Annotated in this window: 17 protein-coding genes; 7 read left to right on the forward strand and 10 right to left on the reverse strand. The window is 68.5% G+C overall.

Annotated elements, in window-relative coordinates:
- Nucleotides 1-136 precede the first annotated feature (136 nt).
- The gene (locus IRG63_RS10800) at nucleotides 137-589 is read left to right on the forward strand and encodes a DUF4870 domain-containing protein (RefSeq protein WP_193510104.1); all 453 of its coding nucleotides are present in this window, start codon (nucleotides 137-139) and stop codon (nucleotides 587-589) included.
- Nucleotides 590-664: 75 nt separating this feature from the next.
- Nucleotides 665-1,045, forward strand: coding sequence for a DUF4870 domain-containing protein (locus IRG63_RS10805; RefSeq protein WP_168627507.1), 381 nt, complete (start codon nucleotides 665-667; stop codon nucleotides 1,043-1,045).
- A gap of 1 nt (nucleotide 1,046) precedes the next feature.
- Here the strand turns inward: IRG63_RS10805 and hemW are convergent, their stop codons facing one another.
- From hemW to IRG63_RS10830, 5 genes are all read right to left on the reverse strand, one after another.
- The gene (gene hemW, locus IRG63_RS10810; RefSeq protein ID WP_193510105.1) at nucleotides 1,047-2,279 is read right to left on the reverse strand and encodes a radical SAM family heme chaperone HemW; all 1,233 of its coding nucleotides are present in this window, start codon (nucleotides 2,277-2,279) and stop codon (nucleotides 1,047-1,049) included.
- The gene (locus IRG63_RS10815; RefSeq protein WP_193510106.1) at nucleotides 2,279-4,054 is read right to left on the reverse strand and encodes an acyl-CoA dehydrogenase; all 1,776 of its coding nucleotides are present in this window, start codon (nucleotides 4,052-4,054) and stop codon (nucleotides 2,279-2,281) included. The genes hemW and IRG63_RS10815 overlap by 1 nt, the downstream gene beginning before the upstream one ends.
- Nucleotides 4,055-4,167: 113 nt before the next feature.
- Entirely contained in the window at nucleotides 4,168-4,830 is a 663-nt protein-coding gene (locus tag IRG63_RS10820; protein ID WP_227412049.1) for a DUF1990 family protein, read from the reverse strand.
- A gap of 1 nt (nucleotide 4,831) precedes the next feature.
- Nucleotides 4,832-6,694, reverse strand: a complete 1,863-nt coding sequence (lepA, locus tag IRG63_RS10825; protein ID WP_168627510.1) for a translation elongation factor 4 — start codon at nucleotides 6,692-6,694, stop codon at nucleotides 4,832-4,834.
- A 66-nt stretch (nucleotides 6,695-6,760) separates the two neighbouring features.
- Nucleotides 6,761-8,812, reverse strand: a complete 2,052-nt coding sequence (locus tag IRG63_RS10830) for a transketolase (RefSeq protein ID WP_193510107.1) — start codon at nucleotides 8,810-8,812, stop codon at nucleotides 6,761-6,763.
- A 142-nt stretch (nucleotides 8,813-8,954) separates the two neighbouring features.
- Between IRG63_RS10830 and IRG63_RS10835 the strand changes: the two genes are divergently transcribed.
- From IRG63_RS10835 to rpsT, 4 genes are all read left to right on the forward strand, one after another.
- Nucleotides 8,955-9,419 carry a PTS sugar transporter subunit IIA gene (locus tag IRG63_RS10835; protein ID WP_193510108.1) on the forward strand — a complete coding sequence of 155 codons (465 nt, stop codon included), beginning with the start codon at nucleotides 8,955-8,957 and terminating at the stop codon, nucleotides 9,417-9,419.
- Nucleotides 9,420-9,440: 21 nt separating this feature from the next.
- Nucleotides 9,441-9,725 carry a PTS sugar transporter subunit IIB gene (locus IRG63_RS10840; RefSeq protein ID WP_210422821.1) on the forward strand — a complete coding sequence of 95 codons (285 nt, stop codon included), beginning with the start codon at nucleotides 9,441-9,443 and terminating at the stop codon, nucleotides 9,723-9,725.
- 49 nt (nucleotides 9,726-9,774) lie between these two features.
- A complete protein-coding gene (locus IRG63_RS10845; protein ID WP_168627513.1) occupies nucleotides 9,775-11,331 on the forward strand; it encodes a PTS ascorbate transporter subunit IIC in 1,557 nt (518 codons plus the stop codon).
- Nucleotides 11,332-11,465: 134 nt separating this feature from the next.
- Nucleotides 11,466-11,726, forward strand: a complete 261-nt coding sequence (gene rpsT, locus IRG63_RS10850; protein ID WP_168627514.1) for a 30S ribosomal protein S20 — start codon at nucleotides 11,466-11,468, stop codon at nucleotides 11,724-11,726.
- Between the two features lie 177 nt (nucleotides 11,727-11,903).
- Here rpsT and holA read toward each other — a convergent pair whose 3' ends face one another.
- The 3 genes from holA to IRG63_RS10860 are packed head-to-tail and all read right to left on the reverse strand — an operon-like array spanning nucleotide 11,904 to nucleotide 15,835.
- Nucleotides 11,904-12,908 carry a DNA polymerase III subunit delta gene (gene holA, locus IRG63_RS13805; protein ID WP_349236198.1) on the reverse strand — a complete coding sequence of 335 codons (1,005 nt, stop codon included), beginning with the start codon at nucleotides 12,906-12,908 and terminating at the stop codon, nucleotides 11,904-11,906.
- 27 nt (nucleotides 12,909-12,935) lie between these two features.
- Nucleotides 12,936-15,239 (reverse strand): ComEC/Rec2 family competence protein, encoded by a 2,304-nt coding sequence (locus tag IRG63_RS10855; protein ID WP_370566240.1) that lies wholly within the window; start codon nucleotides 15,237-15,239, stop codon nucleotides 12,936-12,938.
- Nucleotides 15,236-15,835, reverse strand: coding sequence for a ComEA family DNA-binding protein (locus IRG63_RS10860; protein WP_193510109.1), 600 nt, complete (start codon nucleotides 15,833-15,835; stop codon nucleotides 15,236-15,238). The genes IRG63_RS10855 and IRG63_RS10860 overlap by 4 nt, the downstream gene beginning before the upstream one ends.
- Nucleotides 15,836-15,994: 159 nt before the next feature.
- On the opposite strand from IRG63_RS10860, the gene aroD reads away from it, so the two are divergent.
- The gene (aroD, locus tag IRG63_RS10865) at nucleotides 15,995-16,765 is read left to right on the forward strand and encodes a type I 3-dehydroquinate dehydratase (RefSeq protein ID WP_193510110.1); all 771 of its coding nucleotides are present in this window, start codon (nucleotides 15,995-15,997) and stop codon (nucleotides 16,763-16,765) included.
- 7 nt (nucleotides 16,766-16,772) lie between these two features.
- Here aroD and leuS read toward each other — a convergent pair whose 3' ends face one another.
- A complete protein-coding gene (gene leuS, locus IRG63_RS10870) occupies nucleotides 16,773-19,325 on the reverse strand; it encodes a leucine--tRNA ligase (RefSeq protein ID WP_193510111.1) in 2,553 nt (850 codons plus the stop codon).
- 43 nt (nucleotides 19,326-19,368) lie between these two features.
- A complete protein-coding gene (gene pabB / locus IRG63_RS10875; protein ID WP_168627517.1) occupies nucleotides 19,369-20,760 on the reverse strand; it encodes an aminodeoxychorismate synthase component I in 1,392 nt (463 codons plus the stop codon).
- Between the last annotated feature and the right edge of the window lie 6 nt (nucleotides 20,761-20,766).

Genomic DNA, 20,766 nt, shown 5'->3' on the forward strand with positions numbered 1-20,766 from the left:
AGCGTTGCACGCGCACCGACGGGGGCACTACCTTATGGGAGGACCCGCGGCCCTTCCCATGCGGGGCGCAAAACCGCCGGTCACGGTGGCGTTTCTGGCCAACCCGGTCAGGCATGTTCGAAGAAAGGCAGTGTCAATGACTGAATCAACCCCTCAGCCCGAGACTCCCCAGCCGGCGGCCCAGCCCGCAGCACCCGCGGCGCCGTTGACGGCGGCCGAGGACAAGCAGTGGGCGTCGTTCGCTCACTTCGGTGGAATCCTGAGCTTCATCCCCGCCCTCATCATCTTCCTGGTCTTCAAGGACCGCGGAACCCTGACCCGTCAGGAGAGCAAGGAAGCCCTCAACTGGCAGATCACCTGGATCGCGGTCTCGATCATCCTGAGCATCCTGATCAGCATCATCAGCGGTGTCATCTGGGCGAGCGTGGGCTTCAGCGGCATCGGCGGCGCGCTTGCGATCACCGGACTGCTGAGCTTCATCGGCTGGCTGCCCTACCTGATCAACGTCGTCTTCTCAATCATGGGCGGCATCAAGGTCAACGGCGGCGGCAGCTACCGCTACCCCTTCGCGATCCGTCTGATCAAGTAGTCGAGAGCCACGCGGGAAGGCCGGGGAGTTGCTCCCCGGCCTTTCATTGTTGAGGGCGACTGCTTTAATGGGGTCATGTCTGACACCACGCCTCCTCCCCCGCCGCAGAACCCCTACCAGGCGCAGCAGCCGCTCAACCCGAGCGATGAGAAGCTCTGGTCAACGCTGATTCACATCGGCGGCATCTTCTTCAGCTTCATCCCGGCTCTCATCGGCTACATCGTGCTGAAGGACCGCGGTCCGTTCGTGCGCCAGCACACAGCGACGGCCCTCAACTTCCAGATCACGATGGCGATCGCCTACGTCGTCGGCACCATCACGATCATCATCGTTGTCGGCATCCTGATCCTCATCGCGGTCTGGATCGTCACCATCATCTTCTCGATCATGGCCGCCGTGGCTGCGAACAAGGGCGAGTACTACAGCTACCCGCTCGCCATCAAGTTCGTGAAGTGAGCTAGTCGAGCAAAGCCCGGACCACCGCGTCCGCCAGAAGCCGCCCCCGCAGCGTCAGCACGACGCGCCCGCGGAGGGCGGCTTCCGCGTTGACCAGGCCATCCGCGATCAGGCCGGCGACCGCGCGACGGCCGGCTGCCGTCAGCTCGCTGGTGTCCAGCCCGTCTCGGACGCGCGTGCCGAGCATCACCCGCTCGATGCGCCGCGTCTCGTCGTCGAGCGTCTCCCGGCCGGCAGCCGGGGACAGCCCGGCGAGCACCCGGTCGGCGTAGGCAGCCGGATGCTTGACATTCCACCAGCGCACCCCGCCGACATGGCTGTGAGCGCCCGGCCCGACGCCCCACCAGTCGTGCCCCTGCCAATAGGCGAGATTGTGCCGCGAGCGGTGGTCGCCACGCGCATCCGGGCGTCCCCAGTTGCTGACCTCGTACCACTGATAGCCGGCTTCCGACAGCAGCGCGTCGGCCAGCTCATACTGGTCGGCCGCGAGCTCGTCGTCCGGCTGCGCGACCTGCCCCTTGCGGATCTGCCGAGCCAGTTTGGTGCCGTCCTCGACGATGAGCGAGTAGGCGCTCAGGTGGTCGGGCTCCTGTGCGAGCGCGTGCTCGAGGGAGCGCCGCCAGTCGTCGAGGCTCTCCCCAGGCGTGTTGTAGATCAGGTCGAGGCTGACCTCGAGGCCCGCTTGCTTCGCCCACCCCACGACGAGCGGGATGCGTGCAGGGTCGTGGGTGCGCTCGAGCGTTGCGAGCACGTGGGGCATCGCTGACTGCATTCCGAATGACACGCGAGTGAAGCCGGATGCGCTCAGCCCCTCGAGGTAGCGCTGGTCGACCGAGTCCGGGTTCGCCTCGGTCGTGATCTCGGCATCCGGCGCCACTCCGATCGCGTCGCGGACACCGGCGAGCATTGCCGCCAGGTCGGCGACAGGGAGGATGGTCGGCGTCCCGCCGCCGAAGAACACCGTGGATGCTTGCCGCTCCTGCACTCCGGATGCGTCGAGCACCCCGCGCGCGAACCGCAGTTCCGAGACGGCCTGGCCCGCGTAGTCCTCGCGCTTGTGGCCGCCCAGCTCACTCGCCGTGTAGGTGTTGAAGTCGCAGTACCCGCAGCGCACTCGGCAGTACGGCACGTGCAGGTACACGCCCAGGTTGCGCTGCCCGGCGCCTAGCCCGGCGCGTTCGGGGAGGATTCCGTCGAGCGGCGCCGGGTCGGCGATGGGCAGAGCTGAGGGCATTAGCGGCGGATCAGGCGATCCTCATCGAGTGCGTACAGGTCACGTGCCCCCGCTGTCGCGGCTGGCAGCAGGCCCCTCGCCGCGGGCAGGAGCTGTTCTGCGAAGAAGCGCGCGAGCACCAGCTGGGTCTCGGCATTGGCGGAGTCGTCTGTCCCGGCCGCGACCAGCGCGCCCTTGGCGAGCAGCCACGCGCTCAGCACGAGACCCCACATGCGCAGGTACGGCGATGAGCCGGCCAGCGCCGAGTTCGGGTCTGACTGGCCGTTCTGCAGCATCCAGCGCGTCGCTTCCTCGAGGGCGCCGAGATTGTCGCTGAGCGCTGCGCGAATGGACTCGAACTCCGCCCCCGCCGCCGCCAGGTCGCCGTCGAGTGCGCGCAACTGCTGCAAGTACTCGGAGACGGCCGCACCGCCGCGCAACCCGAGCTTGCGTCCGACGAGGTCGGCGGCCTGGATGCCGTTGGTTCCTTCGTAGATCTGCGTGATGCGCACGTCGCGGAAGTACTGCGCAACGCCGGTCTCCTCGATGTAGCCCATGCCGCCGAACACCTGGAGCGCGAGCGAGGTCATCTCCGAGCCGATGTCGGTGCCGAACGACTTGCAGATCGGGGTGAGCAGGGCGACGATCTCGTCGGCGCGCTGCCGCACCGCGGCATCCGGGTGATTGCGGCTGATGTCCATCTGCGCCGAGTTGGTGTACATGAGCCTGCGCAGCGCTGCGATGTACGCCTTCTGGGTCATGAGCATTCGGCGCACATCCGGGTGGTCGATGATCGGCGAGTCGGACTCGGCGCCGATCGCCTTGCCCTGCTTGCGCTCCTTCGCGTAGGCAAGCGCATCCTGGTAGGCGCGCTCAGCCAGGGAGAGTCCCTGCAGGCCAACCGAGAGACGGGCGTTGTTCATCATGACGAACATGATCTTCATGCCGATGTTCTCTTCGCCGATGAGGTACCCGGTCGCCTCGTCGTACTCGAGCACGCAGGTCGGCGAGCCGTGGATGCCGAGCTTGTGCTCGATCGAGAGCGCCCGAACGCCGTTGCGCTCTCCGAGGGTGCCGTCGTCGTTCACCAGGTGCTTGGGGACGATGAAGCAGGAGATGCCCTTCGTGCCAGCCGGGGCGTCGGGTGTGCGCGCGAGCACGAGGTGCACGATCTGGTCGGCCATGTCGTGTTCGCCGTAGGTGATGAAGATCTTCTGCCCGCTGATCCGGTAGGTGCCGTCGTCCCGCCGCACGGCACGCGTGGTGAGCGCTCCGACGTCGGAGCCCGCGTGCGGCTCGGTGAGGTTCATGCTGCCGGTCCACTCGCCGCTGATCATCCGCGGGAGGAAGGTCCGCTTCTGCTCGTCGCTGCCGTAGTGCAGCAGCGCATCGATAGCGCCCTGAGTCAGCAGCGGGTTGAGCGCGAACGCGGTGTTCGCCGAGTTCAGCATCTCCTGGAGGGCGATCCCGATGGTCCATGGGAAGCCGCCGCCGCCGAACTCCTCTGGGAACTGCAGCGAGCCCCAGCCCGCGTCGATGAGCTTGCGGTAGGCGGCCTTGAAGGAATCCGGCGTCACGACGCTGCCGTCGGGCTGCCACTTCGCGCCGATGGTGTCACCCTGCCTGTTGGTGGGCGCGATGACTTCGGCCATGAAGTCACCGGCCTCGTCGAGCAGTCCGTTCACCGTCTCCAGGTCGGCGTGCTCGAACCCGGGAAGGGATGCGATGGTCTCGTAGTCGGCAATGTGCTCGAGTACGAACATGAGATCCGTGAGGGGAGGTCGATAGTCAGTCACGGCGTCAGAGTACTCGCCGCCCCGCGAACGGTCGGCGGGTGATGGACGAAATCGACAATTTCCGGGCGTGAGATGTGCCACGCCGTTGTGCCGTACCGCAGGTGGCGTGCCATTCACGCCATCGGTCCGGAGAGGGAGCGCAGGTAGCGCCCAACCATGCGCTTCTGCTGCATCCGCAGCAGCGGGGTGAGCAGCCGCCAGCGCGCGTTGGCGGGGCGGGAGAAGGTGCGCACGGTCAGCCACACCGAGCCGTCGGGTGTCCGCTCGACGATGAACGCCTCCTCGCCGGCGAGCGGATGCCCCGGCAGGGTCCCGTAGGCGAAGCCCTTGCGGTTCGGCTCGTCGACGACGTAGATGACCCGGCTGGGTGAGCGGAACTCCTTCGGCCCGATGCGGGACACCAGCACGACGGTGTCGCCGGGTGCGATGAAGCGCTGCCCGTCGGGGCCGAACACCGTCTCGCCCTCTGATGACTTCATCGCGCCGGTGACGGGGATGCCCGCGGTGTCGAAGGTGACAGGCGTGTAGGTGCCTTCGCCGATGTGCGGCGGAGCGTCGGCGAGCTCGACCTCGAAGCCGCTGCCGCGCTGCACCTGCCAGGACAGGGTCGCCTGCCACGCGTAGTCCCAGCGCGCGTCTCCGTGACCGACGCGCGAGCGCTGCTCGAACGGTCGGAAGCCCTGCGGCGGGTATTCCAGCAGGTCGTCAGCCTTGGTCGCGCCGATGGCGCCGTAGTTGACCGGCTGCCTCCACAGTGGTGCGTCTGAATGCTGCAAGCTACTTCTTCGCCTTCTCGACGTCTCCGCTGAGCGCGGCGATGAAGGCCTCCTGCGGCACCTCGACCCGTCCGATGGTCTTCATGCGCTTCTTGCCCTCCTTCTGCTTCTCGAGCAGCTTGCGCTTTCGGGAGATGTCACCGCCATAGCACTTGGCCAGCACATCCTTGCGCATGGCCCGGATGCTCTCACGCGCGATGATGCGGGCACCGATCGCGGCCTGAATCGGCACCTCGAACTGCTGCCGCGGGATGAGCTCGCGCAGCCGACCGGTCATCAGCACGCCGTACGCGTATGCCTTCTCTCTGTGCACGATCGCGCTGAACGCGTCGACACGCTCTCCCTGGAGCAGGATGTCCACCTTCACCAGATCGGCCTCCTGCTCCCCCGCCGGTTCGTAGTCGAGGCTCGCGTAGCCCTGCGTGCGGCTCTTCAGCTGGTCGAAGAAGTCGAACACGATCTCACCGAGCGGCAGCGTGTAGTGCAGCTCGACCCGGTCCTCGCCCAGGTACTCCATCTTCCGCATGGTGCCGCGGCGGCTCTGGCAGAGCTCCATGATCGAGCCGACGTAGTCCTTGGGGGCGAGGATCGACGCCTTGACCATCGGCTCGCTGACGCTCGCGATCTTGCCCTCGGGGAACTCGCTCGGGTTGGTCACGGTCACCGTCTTGCCGTCGTCGGCGGCGACCTCATAGATCACGGATGGCGCAGTGGTGATGAGGTCGAGTCCGAACTCGCGCTCAAGCCGCTCGGTGACGATCTCCAGGTGCAGCAGCCCAAGGAACCCGCAGCGGAACCCGAACCCGAGCGCAACCGAGGTCTCCGGCTCGTAGGCGAGCGCGGCATCCGAGAGCTTGAGCTTGTCAAGCGCATCGCGCAGGTCCGGGTAGTCGCTGCCGTCGATCGGGTACAGGCCGGAGAAGACCATGGGCTTCGGCTCGGTGTAACCGGGCAGCGCGTTCACCGCAGGCTTCGTCGCGGTGGTGACGGTGTCACCCACCTTCGACTGCCGAACGTCCTTCACACCAGTGATCAGGTAGCCGACCTCGCCGACGCCGAGACCATTGGCTGGCACCGGCTCTGGCGAGCTGACCCCGATCTCGAGCAGCTCGTGCGTCACCCGAGTCGACATCATCTGGATGCGCTCCCGCGGGGACAGCGCACCGTCGATCATCCGCACGTAGGTGACCACGCCGCGGTAGCTGTCGTACACAGAGTCGAAGATCATGGCCCTGGCAGGGGCGCTCGGGTCGCCGACGGGCGCGGGGATGCGCTCGACGACGCGGTCGAGGAGGTCCTCGACGCCGATGCCGGTCTTCCCGCTCACTCGCAGCACATCGTCCGGGTCGCCACCGATCAGCCCGGCGAGTTCCTTCGCGTACTTCTGCGGGTCGGCCGCAGGCAGGTCGATCTTGTTGAGCACCGGGATGATCGTCAGATCGTTCTCGAGCGCGAGGTAGAGGTTCGCCAGCGTCTGCGCCTCGATGCCCTGCGCCGCGTCGACAAGCAGGATGGCTCCCTCGCACGCGGCGAGGCTGCGGGACACCTCATAGGTGAAGTCGACGTGACCCGGGGTGTCGATCATGTTGAGCGCGTAGACCTGATCGCGCCCGTCCTCGCCGGGAAGCGCCCACGGCATCCGCACCGCCTGGCTCTTGATGGTGATGCCGCGCTCTCGCTCGATGTCCATCCGGTCGAGGTACTGGGCGCGCATGTCCCGGTCGGCGACGATGCCGGTCATCTGCAGCATCCGGTCCGCGAGCGTCGACTTTCCATGGTCGATGTGGGCGATGATGCAGAAGTTGCGGATGAATGCGGGATCGGTCGCCGACGGCTCCAGCGCTCTCACGGCCTTGGGTGTCACACGGTCCTCATGCTCGAATGCTTAAACGGGGATCGGACAATTCTCCCACGTCCCACGATCGGGCGGTCACCGTCTTGCCAGGGTGCGTCGCGCCGCAGCCAGCACGTGCTCCGCCGTGATGCCGCGCAGCTCGAGCACCTCTGGGCCGCTGCCCGACTCGCCGAATCTCTCAACGGAGACGACCTCGCCGGCCAGGCCGACCCAGCGGTACCAGGCGTCGCCGCGGCCGGCCTCGACGGCCACCCGCGCGACGATCGAGGACGGCAGCACGCTCTCACGCCATTCCCTCGCTGACTCCTCGAACCACTCGACGCACGGCATGGAAACGACGCGCGCCTCGATGCCCTCCTCGGCGAGCGCCTCCGCGGCGGCGATGGCGAGCTGCAGTTCGCTGCCGGTGCCGATGAGCGCCACATCGAGCCCTTCCCCGTGCTGCCACCGGACGTAACCGCCGGCGGCGACACCGTCGGCGAGGCCTTCTGCGTCGGTCAGCACCGGGACGTCCTGCCTCGACAGGATCAGCGCGGTCGGCCGTTCCGGCTTCTGGAGCAGACGCCGCCAGAGCGCGACCGTCTCGCGCGCATCGGCCGGGCGGACGACGTCGAGGCCGGGGACCGTGCGCAGCCCTGCGATCTGCTCCACCGGCTGATGGGTCGGGCCGTCCTCGCCGACGGCGACCGAGTCGTGAGTGAAGACGTACAGCACGGGCAGCGCCATCAGCGAGGCGAGCCGGATGCTGGGCCGCATGTAGTCGCTGAACGCCAGGTAGGTCGAACCGAACGGCCGCCACGGGCCATGCAGCGCGATGCCGCTCAGGATCGCGGCCATCGCGTGCTCCCTGATGCCGAAGCGCACGAACGCGCCGCCGGGATGCTCCGGGGAGACTCGATCGCCGGGGACCTCGACGTTGGTGGAACCGGCCAGGTCCGCCGAGCCGCCGAACAGGCTGGTCAGCGGTGTCAGGGCCGAGATCACCGCGCCGTTGGTCTTCCGTGTCGCCACCGGTGTGCCCTCGGGCGCGATGGCAGCCTCGACATCATCCAGCGCCGCGAACGCGGCGCCGGGGTAGACGGGAGATTCGAAGGCCTCCCAGCGTTCGGCATCCGCGGGGTTCTCCGCCGACCAGTTCGCGAACCGCGACGACCACTCGGCCTCCAGCTGACGGCCGCGGTCGACGGCGCGCCGCGCGAAGGCGAGCCCATCCGGTTCGACGAGCTCCTCGAGGGTGGCGTCCGGAGGGAACCCGAGCTGCTGCTTGATGCGCGCGACCTCGTCGTCGCCGAACCCGCCGGCGTGGGCGGCCGGCTTGCCGCTGAACTTCTCGGACGGCGCCCCGATGGTGGACCTCAGCGCGACGAAGGTCGGTCGGCCGTCTGCTGCCTGCCGGTCGGCTGCGTCCGTCAGGACCCGCTCGAGCTCGTCCAAATCGGTGCTGTCGTGCACCTCGAGCACGCGCCAGCCGTACGCGCGGTAGCGGGCGCGGACATCCTCGGCAAAGGTCTCGTCGGTGAGCGAGTCGATGGTGACGGAGTTGTCGTCCCAGACCATGACCAGGTTGTCGAGGCCGAGGGTCGCCGCGAGGCTGGACGCCTCCGACGACACGCCCTCTTGCAGGCATCCGTCGCCCGCCACCACCCAGATCGTGTGGTCGAACAGGTCGGTGCCCGGGGTGAACTCCGCCGCCTCCTTGCGCGCGGCGATCGCCATCCCGACCGCGTTGCCGACGCCCTGGCCGAGAGGCCCGGTGCTGGCCTCGATGCCGGGCGTGTGCCGGAGCTCCGGATGCCCGGGCGTGAGCGAGCCGAGCTTGCGACTTGCAGCGAGGTCATCGAGAGTCAGACCGTAACCGGTGAGGAAGAGCTGCACGTACAGCAGCAGGCTCGCGTGCCCGGCGCTGAGCACCAGCCGGTCCCGAGCCGCCCACCGCGGGTTCGCGGGGTTGTGGCGCAGGACGCGTGAGAACAGCACGTGTGCGAACGGTGCGAGCGCCATCGCGGTGCCCGCATGGCCGTTGCCTTTCGCGTTGACGACGTGCGCCGGAATGGCGATGGCCGCGGCAACAGCACGGGCCTCGGCGGCGACATCCGGATGCGCGGGCGAGGTGTCCAGGTCACTCATGGGCACACCCTAATCGCATAGCTTTCGTGGATTCCGAAGAGTTCGCAGGCGCCCGCGAAGATTCCGGCACGGCCTGCTGTATGACCCTCGAACGCGGGTATATGGTTGCAAACAGGACTCACCGCCCGGAAGGGACCTGATAATGGGGGACAATCTCGCGGACATGCTGCCGGAAGAGGCGATCACCCTCGGGGCTCGCCCTTCCGACTGGCGTGAAGCGATCACCGTCGCCGGCGATGCCCTCACGGCGAGCGGCGCGACGACCGACGAGTACACCCGGGAGATGATCGCCGCGGTCGAGGAGCTCGGGCCGTACATCGTGATCGCGCCCGGCCTCGCGCTTGCGCACTCCCGGCCCAGCCCGTCGGTGCTGCGCGCCGGGCTCAGCTGGGTGACCCTCTCCGAGCCGATCGAGTTCGGCAGCCCCAACGACCCGGTGACGCTCGTGATCGGGCTCGCCGCGACCGAGCAGGACGGTCACCTCGAGGTCATGTCGTCGCTCGCCGGCATCCTCGCCGACGAGGATCAGATGACGCAGCTCGAGGACGCTGACTCCCCCGCCAGGTTGCGGGAACTCCTGACCCGGTTCTCGGCATCCGGCGACTGAGACTACAGAAAGGCACAACGAATGAAGAAGATCCTCACCGTCTGCGGAATGGGTATCGGAACCTCGCTGATCCTCAAGAACAACACCGAGAAGGTGCTGCGCGGCCTCGGGCAGGACCGTGAGATCGATGTCGAGGCAGCCGACATCGGCACTGCGCGCGGCGCGGCCCGCACCGCCGACGTCGTGCTGATCTCGCAGGAACTCGTCGAGCAGCTCGGCGACGTTCACTCGAAAGTGATCGTCATCAACAACTTCCTCTCGCTCGACGAGATCAAGTCGAAGCTCGAACCCGAACTGGAGCTCTGAAACCAAGCAGCACCGCCCCCACGCGGTAACCGCTACGAAGGAGTAGACAATGGACAACTGGTTTGTTGCAATCCTTGAATTCATTGGATTGCAGATCCTCAATGTGCCGGCCTACCTGATCGGCATCATCGCTGCAATCGGTCTCATCGCGCTCAAGCGATCGGCCGGCCAGGTCATCGGCGGCGGCCTCAAGGCAGCGCTCGGCTTCCTGATCCTGGGAGCAGGCGCGAACGTCGTCGTAGCCTCGCTGGAACCGCTCGGCATCCTCGTGCAGGAGGTGACCGGGATGCAGGGCGTCGTGCCGACCAACGAGGCGATCGTCGCGATCGCATCGGCTCAATACGGTGCGACGAGTGCGTACGTGCTCGTGCTCGGCTTCGTCGTGATGCTGCTGCTGGCGCGGTTCACGCCGCTCAAGTACATCTTCCTCACCGGGCACCACATGGTGTTCATGTCGATCCTGCTGGCCGTCGTACTGTCGGTCGGGTTCGGCGCGGAGCTGCAGTGGCTCGTCGTCGTCATCGGCGCGTTCCTTCTCGGCGTGATCATGGTCGTCATGCCGGCGTTCGCGCATCCGTGGATGAAGCGCGTCACCGGTGACGACTCGATCGCCATCGGGCACTTCAGCACCGCCGGCTACATCGCCGCCGGTGCCGTGGGCCAGGGTGTCGGCCGCCGCAGCCACTCGACCGAGAAGATCGAGTTCCCCAAGGGCCTGAGCTTCCTGCGTGACTCGATGGTCGCAACCGCGATCTCCATGATGCTGATCTACCTCGTCTTCGCGATCTGGGCGCTCATCGTGCTCCCGGCCGAGCAGGCGTTCGAGATCTTCGCGGCTGCCGACGGCGGCGCATTCATCATGGCCGCGATCATGCAGGCTCTTCAGTTCGGCGTCGGCGTCGCGATCATCCTCTACGGTGTCCGCACGTTCCTCGGCGAGCTGGTCCCCGCGTTCCAGGGCATCTCCGAGAAGGTGGTCCCAGGTGCGAAGCCCGCACTCGACATCCCCGTGGTGTTCCCGTTCGGGCCGAACGCGGTGCTGTTCGGCTTCATCGCATCCTTCATCGGTGGCGTGGTCGCGCTCGTGCTCATCGGGATCTGGCTCGGCCCGATGTGGGGGCTGGCGCTGATTCTGCCCGGCATGGTCCCGCACTTCTTCACCGGCGGTGGCGCCGGCGTGTTCGGCAACGCCACCGGTGGACGCGCCGGGGCGCTCGTCGGCGGCTTCGTGAACGGCATCATCATCACGATCCTGCCGGCGCTGCTCATGCTCGTCATGGGCGAGGTGCTCGGAGCGGAGAACACCACATTCGGTGACGCCGACTTCGGCTGGTTCGGCACGCTCATCGGCACGTCGCTGCTCTCCGGCAACGCGGTCGTCGGTGTTGTGCTCACCGTGGTCATCGGCCTGGTGCTGATTGCGGCCGCGTGGGCCTTCCAGGTGCGGGTCGTGAACCGCGGCTGGATCCCCGGCGCCCAGCGCGCTGAGGAGATGGCGCGACTGGAGGCCGAGGAGGCCGCAGCGGCGAAGGCGGCTCGTGCAGAGGCGCGGAGCGATGCTGCAGAACGCTCCACCGACCCCACGGACCGTGACATGCGGTCCTGATGCGTTGCTGTGGGCAGTCGATAGCTGGTAAAGTTGCCTGTTGGCTTCCCGTGCGATTGGCGCGCGGATGCAGCGAGCGGCTCGAGCAGTGAGTCGGCTGCCCACAATCGAGACGAACCGAGAGAGTTACACACGTGGCAAACATCAAGTCGCAGATCAAGCGAATCGGCACCAACCGCAAGGCGCAGGAGCGCAACAAGGCGGTCAAGAGTGAAGTGAAGTCCGCCATTCGCGCGACCCGCGAGGCCGTCGCAGCAGGCGACGCCGAGAAGGCCACCGCAGCGCTGAAGACCGCAGCGAAGAAGCTCGACAAGGCTGCGAGCAAGGGCGTCATCCACAAGAACCAGGCGGCGAACCGCAAGTCGGCGATCGCCAAGAAGGTTGCGGCTCTCTAGGTCACACCAGCTGACGAGAAGGCGCTCTCCTACGGGAGGGCGCCTTTTCTGTTGGCTCCGCCCCCTGTTGTGCAGGAGATCCCCTGTTGTGCAGGACATTTGGCCAATCGCCGGGATGTTGTCAGGGATCCGGGCCGGCGAGCGTGCGGATGTCCTGCATATAACAGGGAAGCTCGGTCAGCGGGAGGTTGCGATGTGCGCGACCATGCGCTCGAGCGCGAACACCGGGTCGCGGCCCGCGCCCTTGACCTGCGCATCCGTCTCGGCGACGAGCTGGATGCTGCGGCCGAGGCCATCCTGCGTCCACCCCTGCAGGTCGCGCTTGGCGCGGTCGATCTGCCAGGGTGCCAGACCGAGCTGACCGGCGAGCTGCTGCGAGCTCCCCCGCACGCCGGCGACCTTCGCCATGGTGCGCAGCTTGCTCGCGAACGCCGCGACGATCGGCACCGGGTCGGCCCCGGATGCCAGCGCGTGGCGCAGCAGTACCAGGGCCTCACCGTGACGCCCGGCGATCGCGGTGTCGGCGACGCGGAACGCGTTGGTCTCCACTCGCCCGGAGTAGTAGCGCTCCACCGTCGCCTCGGTGATCTCCGCTGAGGAATCGGCGAGCAACTGCCGGCACGCCGCAGCCAACTCGGCGAGGTCATCGCTGAACGCCGAGACCAGCGCGCGCTGGGCTCCGCCGGTGATGCGCCTGCCGGCCGCGGAGAACTCGGCGCTCACAAAGTCGAGCTTGTCGGATTCGCGCTTGAGCTCGGCGCAGACGATCTCGATCCCGCTGCCGGCTCCCCCGCGAATCGCGTCAAGCAGCTTCTTGCCGCGAACCCCGCCGCCGTGCCGCAGCACCAGATAGCTGTCCGAGGCCGGCGACTGCAGGTAGCTGAGCGCCTCTGCCAGGAACGCGTCCGACGCCTTCTCGACCTTGCTGACCCGGATCATCCGCGGCTCACCGAACAGGGACGGGCTCGCGAGCGTCGCGAGCTCGCCGGGAGAGTACGCGTCTGCCTCGAGGTCGCTAACCTCGAGCGACGGGTCCTCGGCCTTCAGGATGTCGCGCAGCAGCCCGATCGACCGCGAGGCAAGGAACTCCTCGGTGCCCGACACCAGCACTACCTGCGCCGGACGCACCTTGTCCCAGCTGAGCTGCGGGATGCCAGCCGACTTCGCGGTTCTGCTCGCCACCGGACCCCTCTCCCTCTCCCTCTCAGCCTACTGGCGCGGCGCGACACGCTCGCTCCACAGCACCACTCTGCCCTGGGCATCCGACGTCACGAGCATCAGCCCGGCGGTGTCGGTTCTGGCGGGCGTCGTGCCCACCCCGGCGAGCAGCGCGATCGTGCGCGGATCCGGATGCCCGTACCGGTTCTCGCCCACCCCGATCAGCCCGACGGTCGCGCCCAGCCTCGCGTACAGGGCATCGCTTTGGTCGCGCGAGCCGTGGTGCGCCACCTTGACGACGTCCACCCGCGGCGGCCGGGCGGACGCGAGCAGGCGCACCTGCTCCTGCTCGCCGAGATCGCCGAGGAACAGCGCGTCCAGGCACGTCGAGTCGGCGCACGCTGCACCGTCGAAGTGGATCACGAGGCTCGACGGGTTGCCCGGCTCGAGCCCCGCGGGGCGCGCCGGAGGCCACAGAATGCGCCAGCGCAGCTCGCCCAGCCTGCCGCTCGCCCCGGCCTCCACCTGCGTGACCGTGGCACCGGATGCCGCGAGCTCGGCCCTCAGCCGGTCGTCGGCCGGTTCGGCGCTCGGCCCGACGAGAACGTGATCGACCCTGCCGAGCACCGCGGTGGCACCACCGACGTGATCGAGGTCGAAGTGGGTGAGCACGAGCAGCTGGAGTCGTGCGATGCCGAGGTCGTCGAGGCAGTCATCGAGCAGCTCCGGGGACTCCCCCGCGTCGATGAGCGCCACCACACCGCTGTTGCGCACGACCATCGCGTCACCCTGCCCGACGTCGCAGGCCGCGTACTGCCAATCGGCGGGTCGCGTGAGACTGCGCCCGATGCCGGCGCCGATCACGATGGCCCCGTAGGCGACGCAGACCACGGCGACGGCGATCGAAAGCCACCGGTCGTGGCGCCGTGCGGCGATGAGTGCGGTGGCGAGCAGCGCAGCCAGCGCCACCGCCCCAAGCAGGCCGGGAAGCCACGGCCACAATGACCCGGGCAGGCCAGCGAAGTAGGTCGCGACGGCGGCGATCCAGGCCGACGGCAGCCAGGCGACGGTGGTCAACAGCGCGCCGACGGGAGGCAGGACCGGCAGCATGACGCACGCGAGCAGCCCCAGCACGGTGGCGATTGGAGCGGCCAGACCCGCGAGAAGGTTCGCCGCGACACCGTAGACCGGGATGGCCGGGTTCAGCAGGATGAGCACGGGCTGGCAGGCCAGCTGAGCGGCGATGGGCACGGCCAGAGCCGCGGCGAGCGGCACCGGCATCCAGCGCGCCAGAGTGCGGGTCAGCCCTCCGGTGAGCAGCAGCAGCCCGGCGGTTGCGAGCACCGACAGCACGAAGCCGTATTCGCGGGCCAGCCAGGGATCGAACGCGAGCAGCACGGTGATCGCGAGGGCCAGCACAGGCACACCGCGCACCGGTCTGCCGCTGGCCAGGGCGACCAGCACGACCGACGCCATCACCGCCGCGCGCAGCACGCTCGCCTCTGGCGTCACCAGCACCACGAACCCGGCGAGGGCGACCAGCGCCACCGCGATGCGCCAGCGCCGGGACAGCCCGAGAGCCGCCCCGGCGAGCACGACCAGCCCGACCACGACAGCGCAGTTCGCCCCGGAGACAGCGGTGAGGTGACTCAGCGCGGTCTCCTTCATGGCCAGGTCAAGGGCATCCCCGACGGCCGAGGTGTCGCCGATGGCGAGCCCCGGCAGGAGCCTGCCGCCATAGCCGGGCAGTTCGAGCGCCGCGGCCCGGAAGCGTTCGCGCAGGCTGTTTGCCCAGTCCAGCACCCACGCCGGCTCGCCGGTCACGGTCGCCTCCCCGTGCGCGAAGAGCAGGAAGGCAACGGCATCCCCGGCGGTCGCCGGGACCAGGCGGCCGGTCACCTGCACCTGCGTGCCGAGTCCCGCGTCGAGGTCGAGGCCGAAGGCGAGCACCGGCACGCTGAGCCCGGTGACCTCGTCATCGGTCGTCAGCCCGGTCATCGTCGCGCGCACTGGGTGCTGCTCGCCCGCGTGCAGCACGCCGTCGGTGACAAGGGTCGCGCCGATGGCCAGTCCGCCCTGGCCCAGGTCCCGCAGCGGTTCCGGCCGTCGTGTGCCGTCGCCGATCGCTGCGACGCCGAGCAGCAGGCCGGCCAGGGCCAGCCCGACGGCCGCCATTCCGGCACCGCGACGCACGGCAGCCGCCGGTCGCCGGGCGACCAGCCCCGCGCATCCGATCGCCGCTGCCCACGCCACGACCGAAGCGCCGGGCAGCGCATCCGGAAAGCAGAGCAGCACCACCAGACTCGCCCACGCGAACGCGGCCGGCAGGGCGAGGCGCAGGTCGGGCGGATTCACACGGTGACCGAATCGCGCAGACCGTCAAGGATCCGCTCGCCGATGCCCGACACCGCCAGCAGGTCCTCGACCGAGCTGAACCGCCCGTTCGCCTCTCGCCAGGCGACGATGCGTTCCGCCAGGGCCGGACCGATGCGCGGCAGCGTCTCGAGGGTGGCGACGTCAGCGGTGTTCAGGTTCACCAGGCCGCCCGCGTTCCCAGCAGTCGGCGGCGGTAGCGCGCCCACCGCGACGACCACCAGTTGCTCCCCGTCGCCCACCAGTCGCGCCAGGTTCTGCTGGGACCGGTCGGCCGCGTCGGTGAACCCGCCAGCCGCGGCGATGACATCGATGACGCGCGCACCGTCGCGCAGCTCGTACAGCCCCGGGCGACTCACCTCACCGAGCACGTGCACGAAGATCATCGCGTCACCGGATGCGGCGACCCCGCCCGAGTGGGTCGGCGCGGGAACGACTGTCGGCCGGTTCCCGGATGCTGTGAACGCGGTGACCAGAACCGCGACACCGAGTCCGGCGATGAGCAGCACGACGGCCGCCCCGACTCCAATCCGCAGCCTTGGCGATCGGGACGCCGCAAGCGGATCGGGCGGTGACATGCACGCGACGGTAGCCGTGCCTGCGCCGCCAGCCCTGCGATCTGCAGGCAACTGTGCGGAGCATCCGGCTGGCGTGCCGGATGGTGGATCGGACAGCGGCAGGACCGCTGACGCCCCCGGCCGTGGCACACTAGCGTCATCGTGGAAAGGCGGGCGGACATGGCTGAGATCGCTGACCGGACGGTCGTCGAGGTGCGCGGCGTCGCGATCGGACAGGGCATCCCGAAGATCATCGTCTCGCTTACCGGCGCATCACCCGACGAACTGGAGACCCAGCTCGCCACGCTCGCCGACCATCCGGTCGACCTCGTGGAGTGGAGGGTGGACCGCTTCGCCCGGCATGAGTCGGTCGCCGCGGTGCTCGGCATGCTGCGGCGCATCGATGAGCTGCTCGGCCGCCACCCGCTGCTGTTCACCGTCCGCACAGCCAGCGAGGGCGGCGATGCCGCGCTTGACGACGACGCTTACGCCGCGCTCATCGGTGCCGCGCTCGACAGCGGCGACGTCGACATCATCGATGTCGAGTACCGCCGCTCCGGCGCGGCCCAGCTGATCGCATCCGCTCACGAGCGTGGGGCGCCGGTGATCGCCTCCAGCCACGACTTCGCCACGACACCGCCCACCGAGGAGTTGGTGGCCCGCGGGCTGGCGATGCAGGACCTGGGTGCCGACATCCTGAAGCTTGCGGTCATGCCCCACTCCACCGCCGATGTCCTCACCCTGCTCGACGCCACACGGCAGCTGCGGGAGCGCAGCATCCGCCCGCTGATCACCATGGCGATGGGACCGCTGGGCGCGGTGACCAGAATCGCCGGTGGCGTGTTCGGGTCGGCTGCGACGTTCGGCCGGCTCGGGGCGGAATCCGCTCCCGGCCAGCTGCCGGTCGACGGACTCCGCGCCGCGCTCGAGCTGCTCGGCACCGGCGACTAGGGCGCTATCAGCCCTTCGTCGCGATGCTGACGATCTTCGGCGCGCGCACGATCACGTTCACGATCTGGCGTTCACCGATCGCGCGCTTGGCGCCCGCGGTGTCAAGCGCGAGGCGCTCCAGTTCGGCGGCCGCGATATCCGGGCTCACGGTGAGGCGATCACGCACCTTGCCGTCCACCTGCACGACGCAGGTGACCGATTCCTCGACCAGCAGCGCCGGGTCGGCCGTCCGCCAGAGCGCGCTGGCAACGGTGGGCTGGTGGCCGAGCTGCTCCCACATCTCCTCCGCGGTGTACGGGGCGAACAGGCTCAGCGCGAGCGACACGGTCTCCGTGGCCTCGCGCACCGCGGCATCCGCCGGGCCAACACCGCTGTCGATCGCCTTGCGGGTCGCGTTGACCAGCTCCATGATGCGCGCGACGGCGACGTTGAACTTGAATCCCTCGATGAGTCCTGGCGCGTCGGCGAGGAACCTGTGGGTGACCCGGCGGAGGGCGGCGTCACCCGTGCTGAAGTCGATCCCGGGCTTGCTCGTGACGTCGTTCGCGAGCCGCCACGCGCGGGCCAGGAACTTCGCCGACGCGTGCGGCGCGACATCCGCCCAATCGATGTCGTCCTCTGGCGGGCCGGCGAACGCCATCGTCAGGCGCACCGCATCGACACCGTGCTCGTCGAGCTGGTCGCTGAGTCGCACCAGGTTGCCGCGGCTCTTGCTCATCGCCGAGCCGTCCATGAGCACCATGCCCTGGTTGAGCAGCGCGGTGAATGGCTCGGTGAAGGTGATGTAGCCCATGTCGAACAGCACCTTGGTGATGAAGCGCGCATAGAGCAGGTGCAGGATGGCGTGCGTCACGCCGCCGATGTACTGGTCGACCGGACCCCACTTCTCGGCCTCTGCGGGGTCGAAGGCCTGCTTGTCGTCGTTCGGGTTCAGGAACCGCAGGTAATACCAGGAACTGTCCACGAAGGTGTCCATGGTGTCCGGGTCCCGCCTGGCCGGCGTGCCGTCGAGCGGGTTTTCGACGCTCACCCAGTCGGTGGCGCCGCCAAGCGGCGAGGTGCCCTTCGGTGACAGGTCGAGCCCCTCGCTCGGCGGGAGCGTCAGCGGCAGCTGGTCCTCCGTCATCGGGATGAGTTCGCCGTTCGCGCCGTGGATGATCGGGATCGGAGTGCCCCAGAAGCGCTGGCGGGAGATCAGCCAGTCCCGCAGCCGGTAGGTCTTCGCGGCGCGACCGGTGCCTGCCTCCTCGAGCAGTTCGATCATGCGCGCGATCGCGTCCCGTTTGGACAGTCCGTCCAGCGGACCGGAGTTGATCATCCGCCCGTCGCCGACGAGCGCCTCACCGGTCGCGACCGGGTCGAGGACGGCGGCGTCGGATGCGACCGGGTCGTCACCCGCGTCCGTCTCGATGCTCGGGTCGGCGACCCCGGTGGGGTCGACGACGACCCGCACCGGCAGGCCGAACTTGCGGGCGAAGTCGAGGTCACGCTGATCGTGCGCAGGGACGGCCATGATGGCGCCGTGACCGTAGTCGGCGAGCACGTAATCGGCAGCCCAGATCGGCAGCCGCTCACCGTTGACCGGGTTGACGGCGTAGCGGTCGAGGAACACGCCGGTCTTCTCCCGGCTGGCGTCCTGCCGGTCGATCTCGGTCTCCTTCTGCACAGCCTTCAGGTACTCGGCGAACGCGGCCTGCACGTCGGGGGTTGACCCATCGACCAGCTCGGCTGCGAGCTCGGAGTCGGGTGCGACGACCATGAAAGTCGCGCCGAACAGCGTGTCGGGACGGGTCGTGAACACGGGGACCTTGTCCTCGCGGCCCTCGATCTCGAACTCGACGTCAGCGCCGGTCGAGCGGCCGATCCAGTTGCGCTGCATCGAGAGGACCTTGGACGGCCAGTGCCCCTCGAGCTGCTCCAGGTCATCGAGCAGCCGGTCGGCGTAGTCGGTGATCTTGAAGTACCACTGGGTGAGCTTCTTCTTCTCGACGATGTTGTCACAGCGCTCGCAGCGGCCGTCGACGACCTGCTCGTTGGCGAGCACCGTCTGGTCGAACGGGCACCAGTTGACCCAGCTGGCCTTGCGGTAGGCGAGACCCTTCTCGTACATCTTCAGGAACAGCCACTGGTTCCACTTGTAGTACTTGGGGTCGCTCGTGTGCAGCACACGGTCCCAGTCGAAGGATGCCGCGTACAGCTTCATGCTCTTCTTCTGCTGGGCGATGTTCTCGTAGGTCCACGCGAGCGGGTCGACACCGCGCTTGATGGCGGCGTTCTCGGCGGGGAGGCCGAAGGAGTCCCAGCCGATCGGGTGCAACACGTTGTAGCCGCGCTGCCGCCAGTAGCGGGCGATGACATCACCCAGCGCGTACGCCTCCGCGTGACCCATGTGCAGGTCGCCGGAGGGGTACGGGAACATGTCGAGCACGTACTTGCGCGGACGGGTGTCGTCCGGGTCCGAGGTGGAGAAGGGCTGAAGCTCGTCCCACACCGCCTGCCACTTCTGCTGGATGCGGGCGATGTCGTACTCGGGCGCGTCGTCTGCGCTGTGATCGGCCAAAATGTCTCCTCAGGCGAAGGGTCGGCGCCTCTTCCGACCCGACTTACCAGCGTACCGGTCGCGCAGTATCGACACCGAGCACGTCGAGCAGGGCGCGCGCCTTGATGCGCACCTCCTCGAGTTCCTCCTCTGGCACCGACAGCGCCGTAATCCCACCGCCGGCACCCACCGTCGCACCGCGCGCATCCAGCACGATGGTGCGGATCACCATCGCCAGGTCGATCCGCCCGTCCAGTCCGAAATAGCCGAGCGCGCCCGAGTAGACCCCCCGGGCGCGCTGCTCGAGCGCGTCGAGGGTGAGGATCGCGCTGTGCTTGGGCGCGCCCGTCATCGACCCCGCCGGGAAGCACGACTCGACCGCATCCACGCCACTGGCATCCGGGCGCAGCTTGCCCGTCACGGTGCTGACCAGCTGGTGCACCTGCGCGTAGCTCTCCACCTCCATCAGCCCGGTCACCGTGACCGTTCCGCGCTCGCTGACCCTGCCGATGTCGTTGCGCATCAGGTCCACGATCATCAGGTTCTCTGCCCGCTCCTTGTCGCTGGATTCGAGCTCGGCCCGCAGCGCCGCGTCGTCGCCCGCGGTCTGTCCGCGGCGGCGAGTCCCCTTGATCGGCCGCGTCTGCACCAACCCGTCCGGGGTGACCAGGAGGAACTGCTCCGGCGACGAGCTCAGGATGGCGAGCTCCCCCACCCGCAGGAAGGCGCCGTGATGCGCCGGGCTCGTCACGCGCAGCCGAAGGTAGGTCTCCGCCGGATCCGGCCGTGTGTCGACGCTCGCTTGCGTTGTCAGGCACAGCTGGTATGCGTCGCCGCGCCGGATCGCATCCTGACAGCGCTCGATCTTCTCGAGGTAGTCGGCATCGGTGTACGCCCAGGCCGCGGTCGACCGCCGCGCGGGGGGCGGTGGCTCCGGCACCCGGGCGTCGCGCAGTTGCGCGACGACCCGATCCCGCCACAGCGCCAGCTCCCCCGCCCACGAGTCGCCCAGAGCGACGAGAGTCACGGTGCGGGCCGCATGGTCGAAGGCCAGCGCCCGGTCGACGAACAGCAGCGCGGCATCCGGATGCCTGGAGCGCCTCCCCAGGCCCGTGCCCATCGTCTGCGCGTGGAGCTCGTAGCCGAGGTAGCCGACCCAGCCGAGCTGGAACACCCCGGCCGCCGGATCCGGCAGCGCACCGCCTTCCCCGCGCAGGAAGTCGAAGATGGTGCCGGGCGTTGGGTTGCCTTGGGCCGTCACCGAACCATCGGCGACGGACGCCGTCACCAGCCGAGCTGAGCCAGCCAGGTAACTCCACCCCTCGGTCGCCGAAGGCCCGGAATCGAGCCACACCGCGCCAGGCGAATCCGCGAACAGGCCGAACGCGGCAGCCGGGTCCACCCACCCGGGAATGGCGTGCGTCAACACGCGGGTTCCGGGGGTGCGCTGACGCATACGCTA

The organism is Cryobacterium sp. BB736, from assembly GCF_014980265.1.
GTDB lineage: Bacteria > Actinomycetota > Actinomycetes > Actinomycetales > Microbacteriaceae > Terrimesophilobacter.

Coding starts and splice junctions, on each gene's coding strand:
- IRG63_RS10800 (WP_193510104.1), top strand. CDS start 137: ATGACTGAATCAACCCCTCAGCCCGAGACTCCCCAGCCGGCGGCCCAG.
- IRG63_RS10805 (WP_168627507.1), top strand. CDS start 665: ATGTCTGACACCACGCCTCCTCCCCCGCCGCAGAACCCCTACCAGGCG.
- hemW (WP_193510105.1), bottom strand. CDS start 2,279: ATGCCCTCAGCTCTGCCCATCGCCGACCCGGCGCCGCTCGACGGAATC.
- IRG63_RS10830 (WP_193510107.1), bottom strand. CDS start 8,812: ATGAGTGACCTGGACACCTCGCCCGCGCATCCGGATGTCGCCGCCGAG.
- IRG63_RS10835 (WP_193510108.1), top strand. CDS start 8,955: ATGGGGGACAATCTCGCGGACATGCTGCCGGAAGAGGCGATCACCCTC.
- IRG63_RS10840 (WP_210422821.1), top strand. CDS start 9,441: ATGAAGAAGATCCTCACCGTCTGCGGAATGGGTATCGGAACCTCGCTG.
- IRG63_RS10845 (WP_168627513.1), top strand. CDS start 9,775: ATGGACAACTGGTTTGTTGCAATCCTTGAATTCATTGGATTGCAGATC.
- IRG63_RS10860 (WP_193510109.1), bottom strand. CDS start 15,835: ATGTCACCGCCCGATCCGCTTGCGGCGTCCCGATCGCCAAGGCTGCGG.
- aroD (WP_193510110.1), top strand. CDS start 15,995: ATGGCTGAGATCGCTGACCGGACGGTCGTCGAGGTGCGCGGCGTCGCG.
- pabB (WP_168627517.1), bottom strand. CDS start 20,760: ATGCGTCAGCGCACCCCCGGAACCCGCGTGTTGACGCACGCCATTCCC.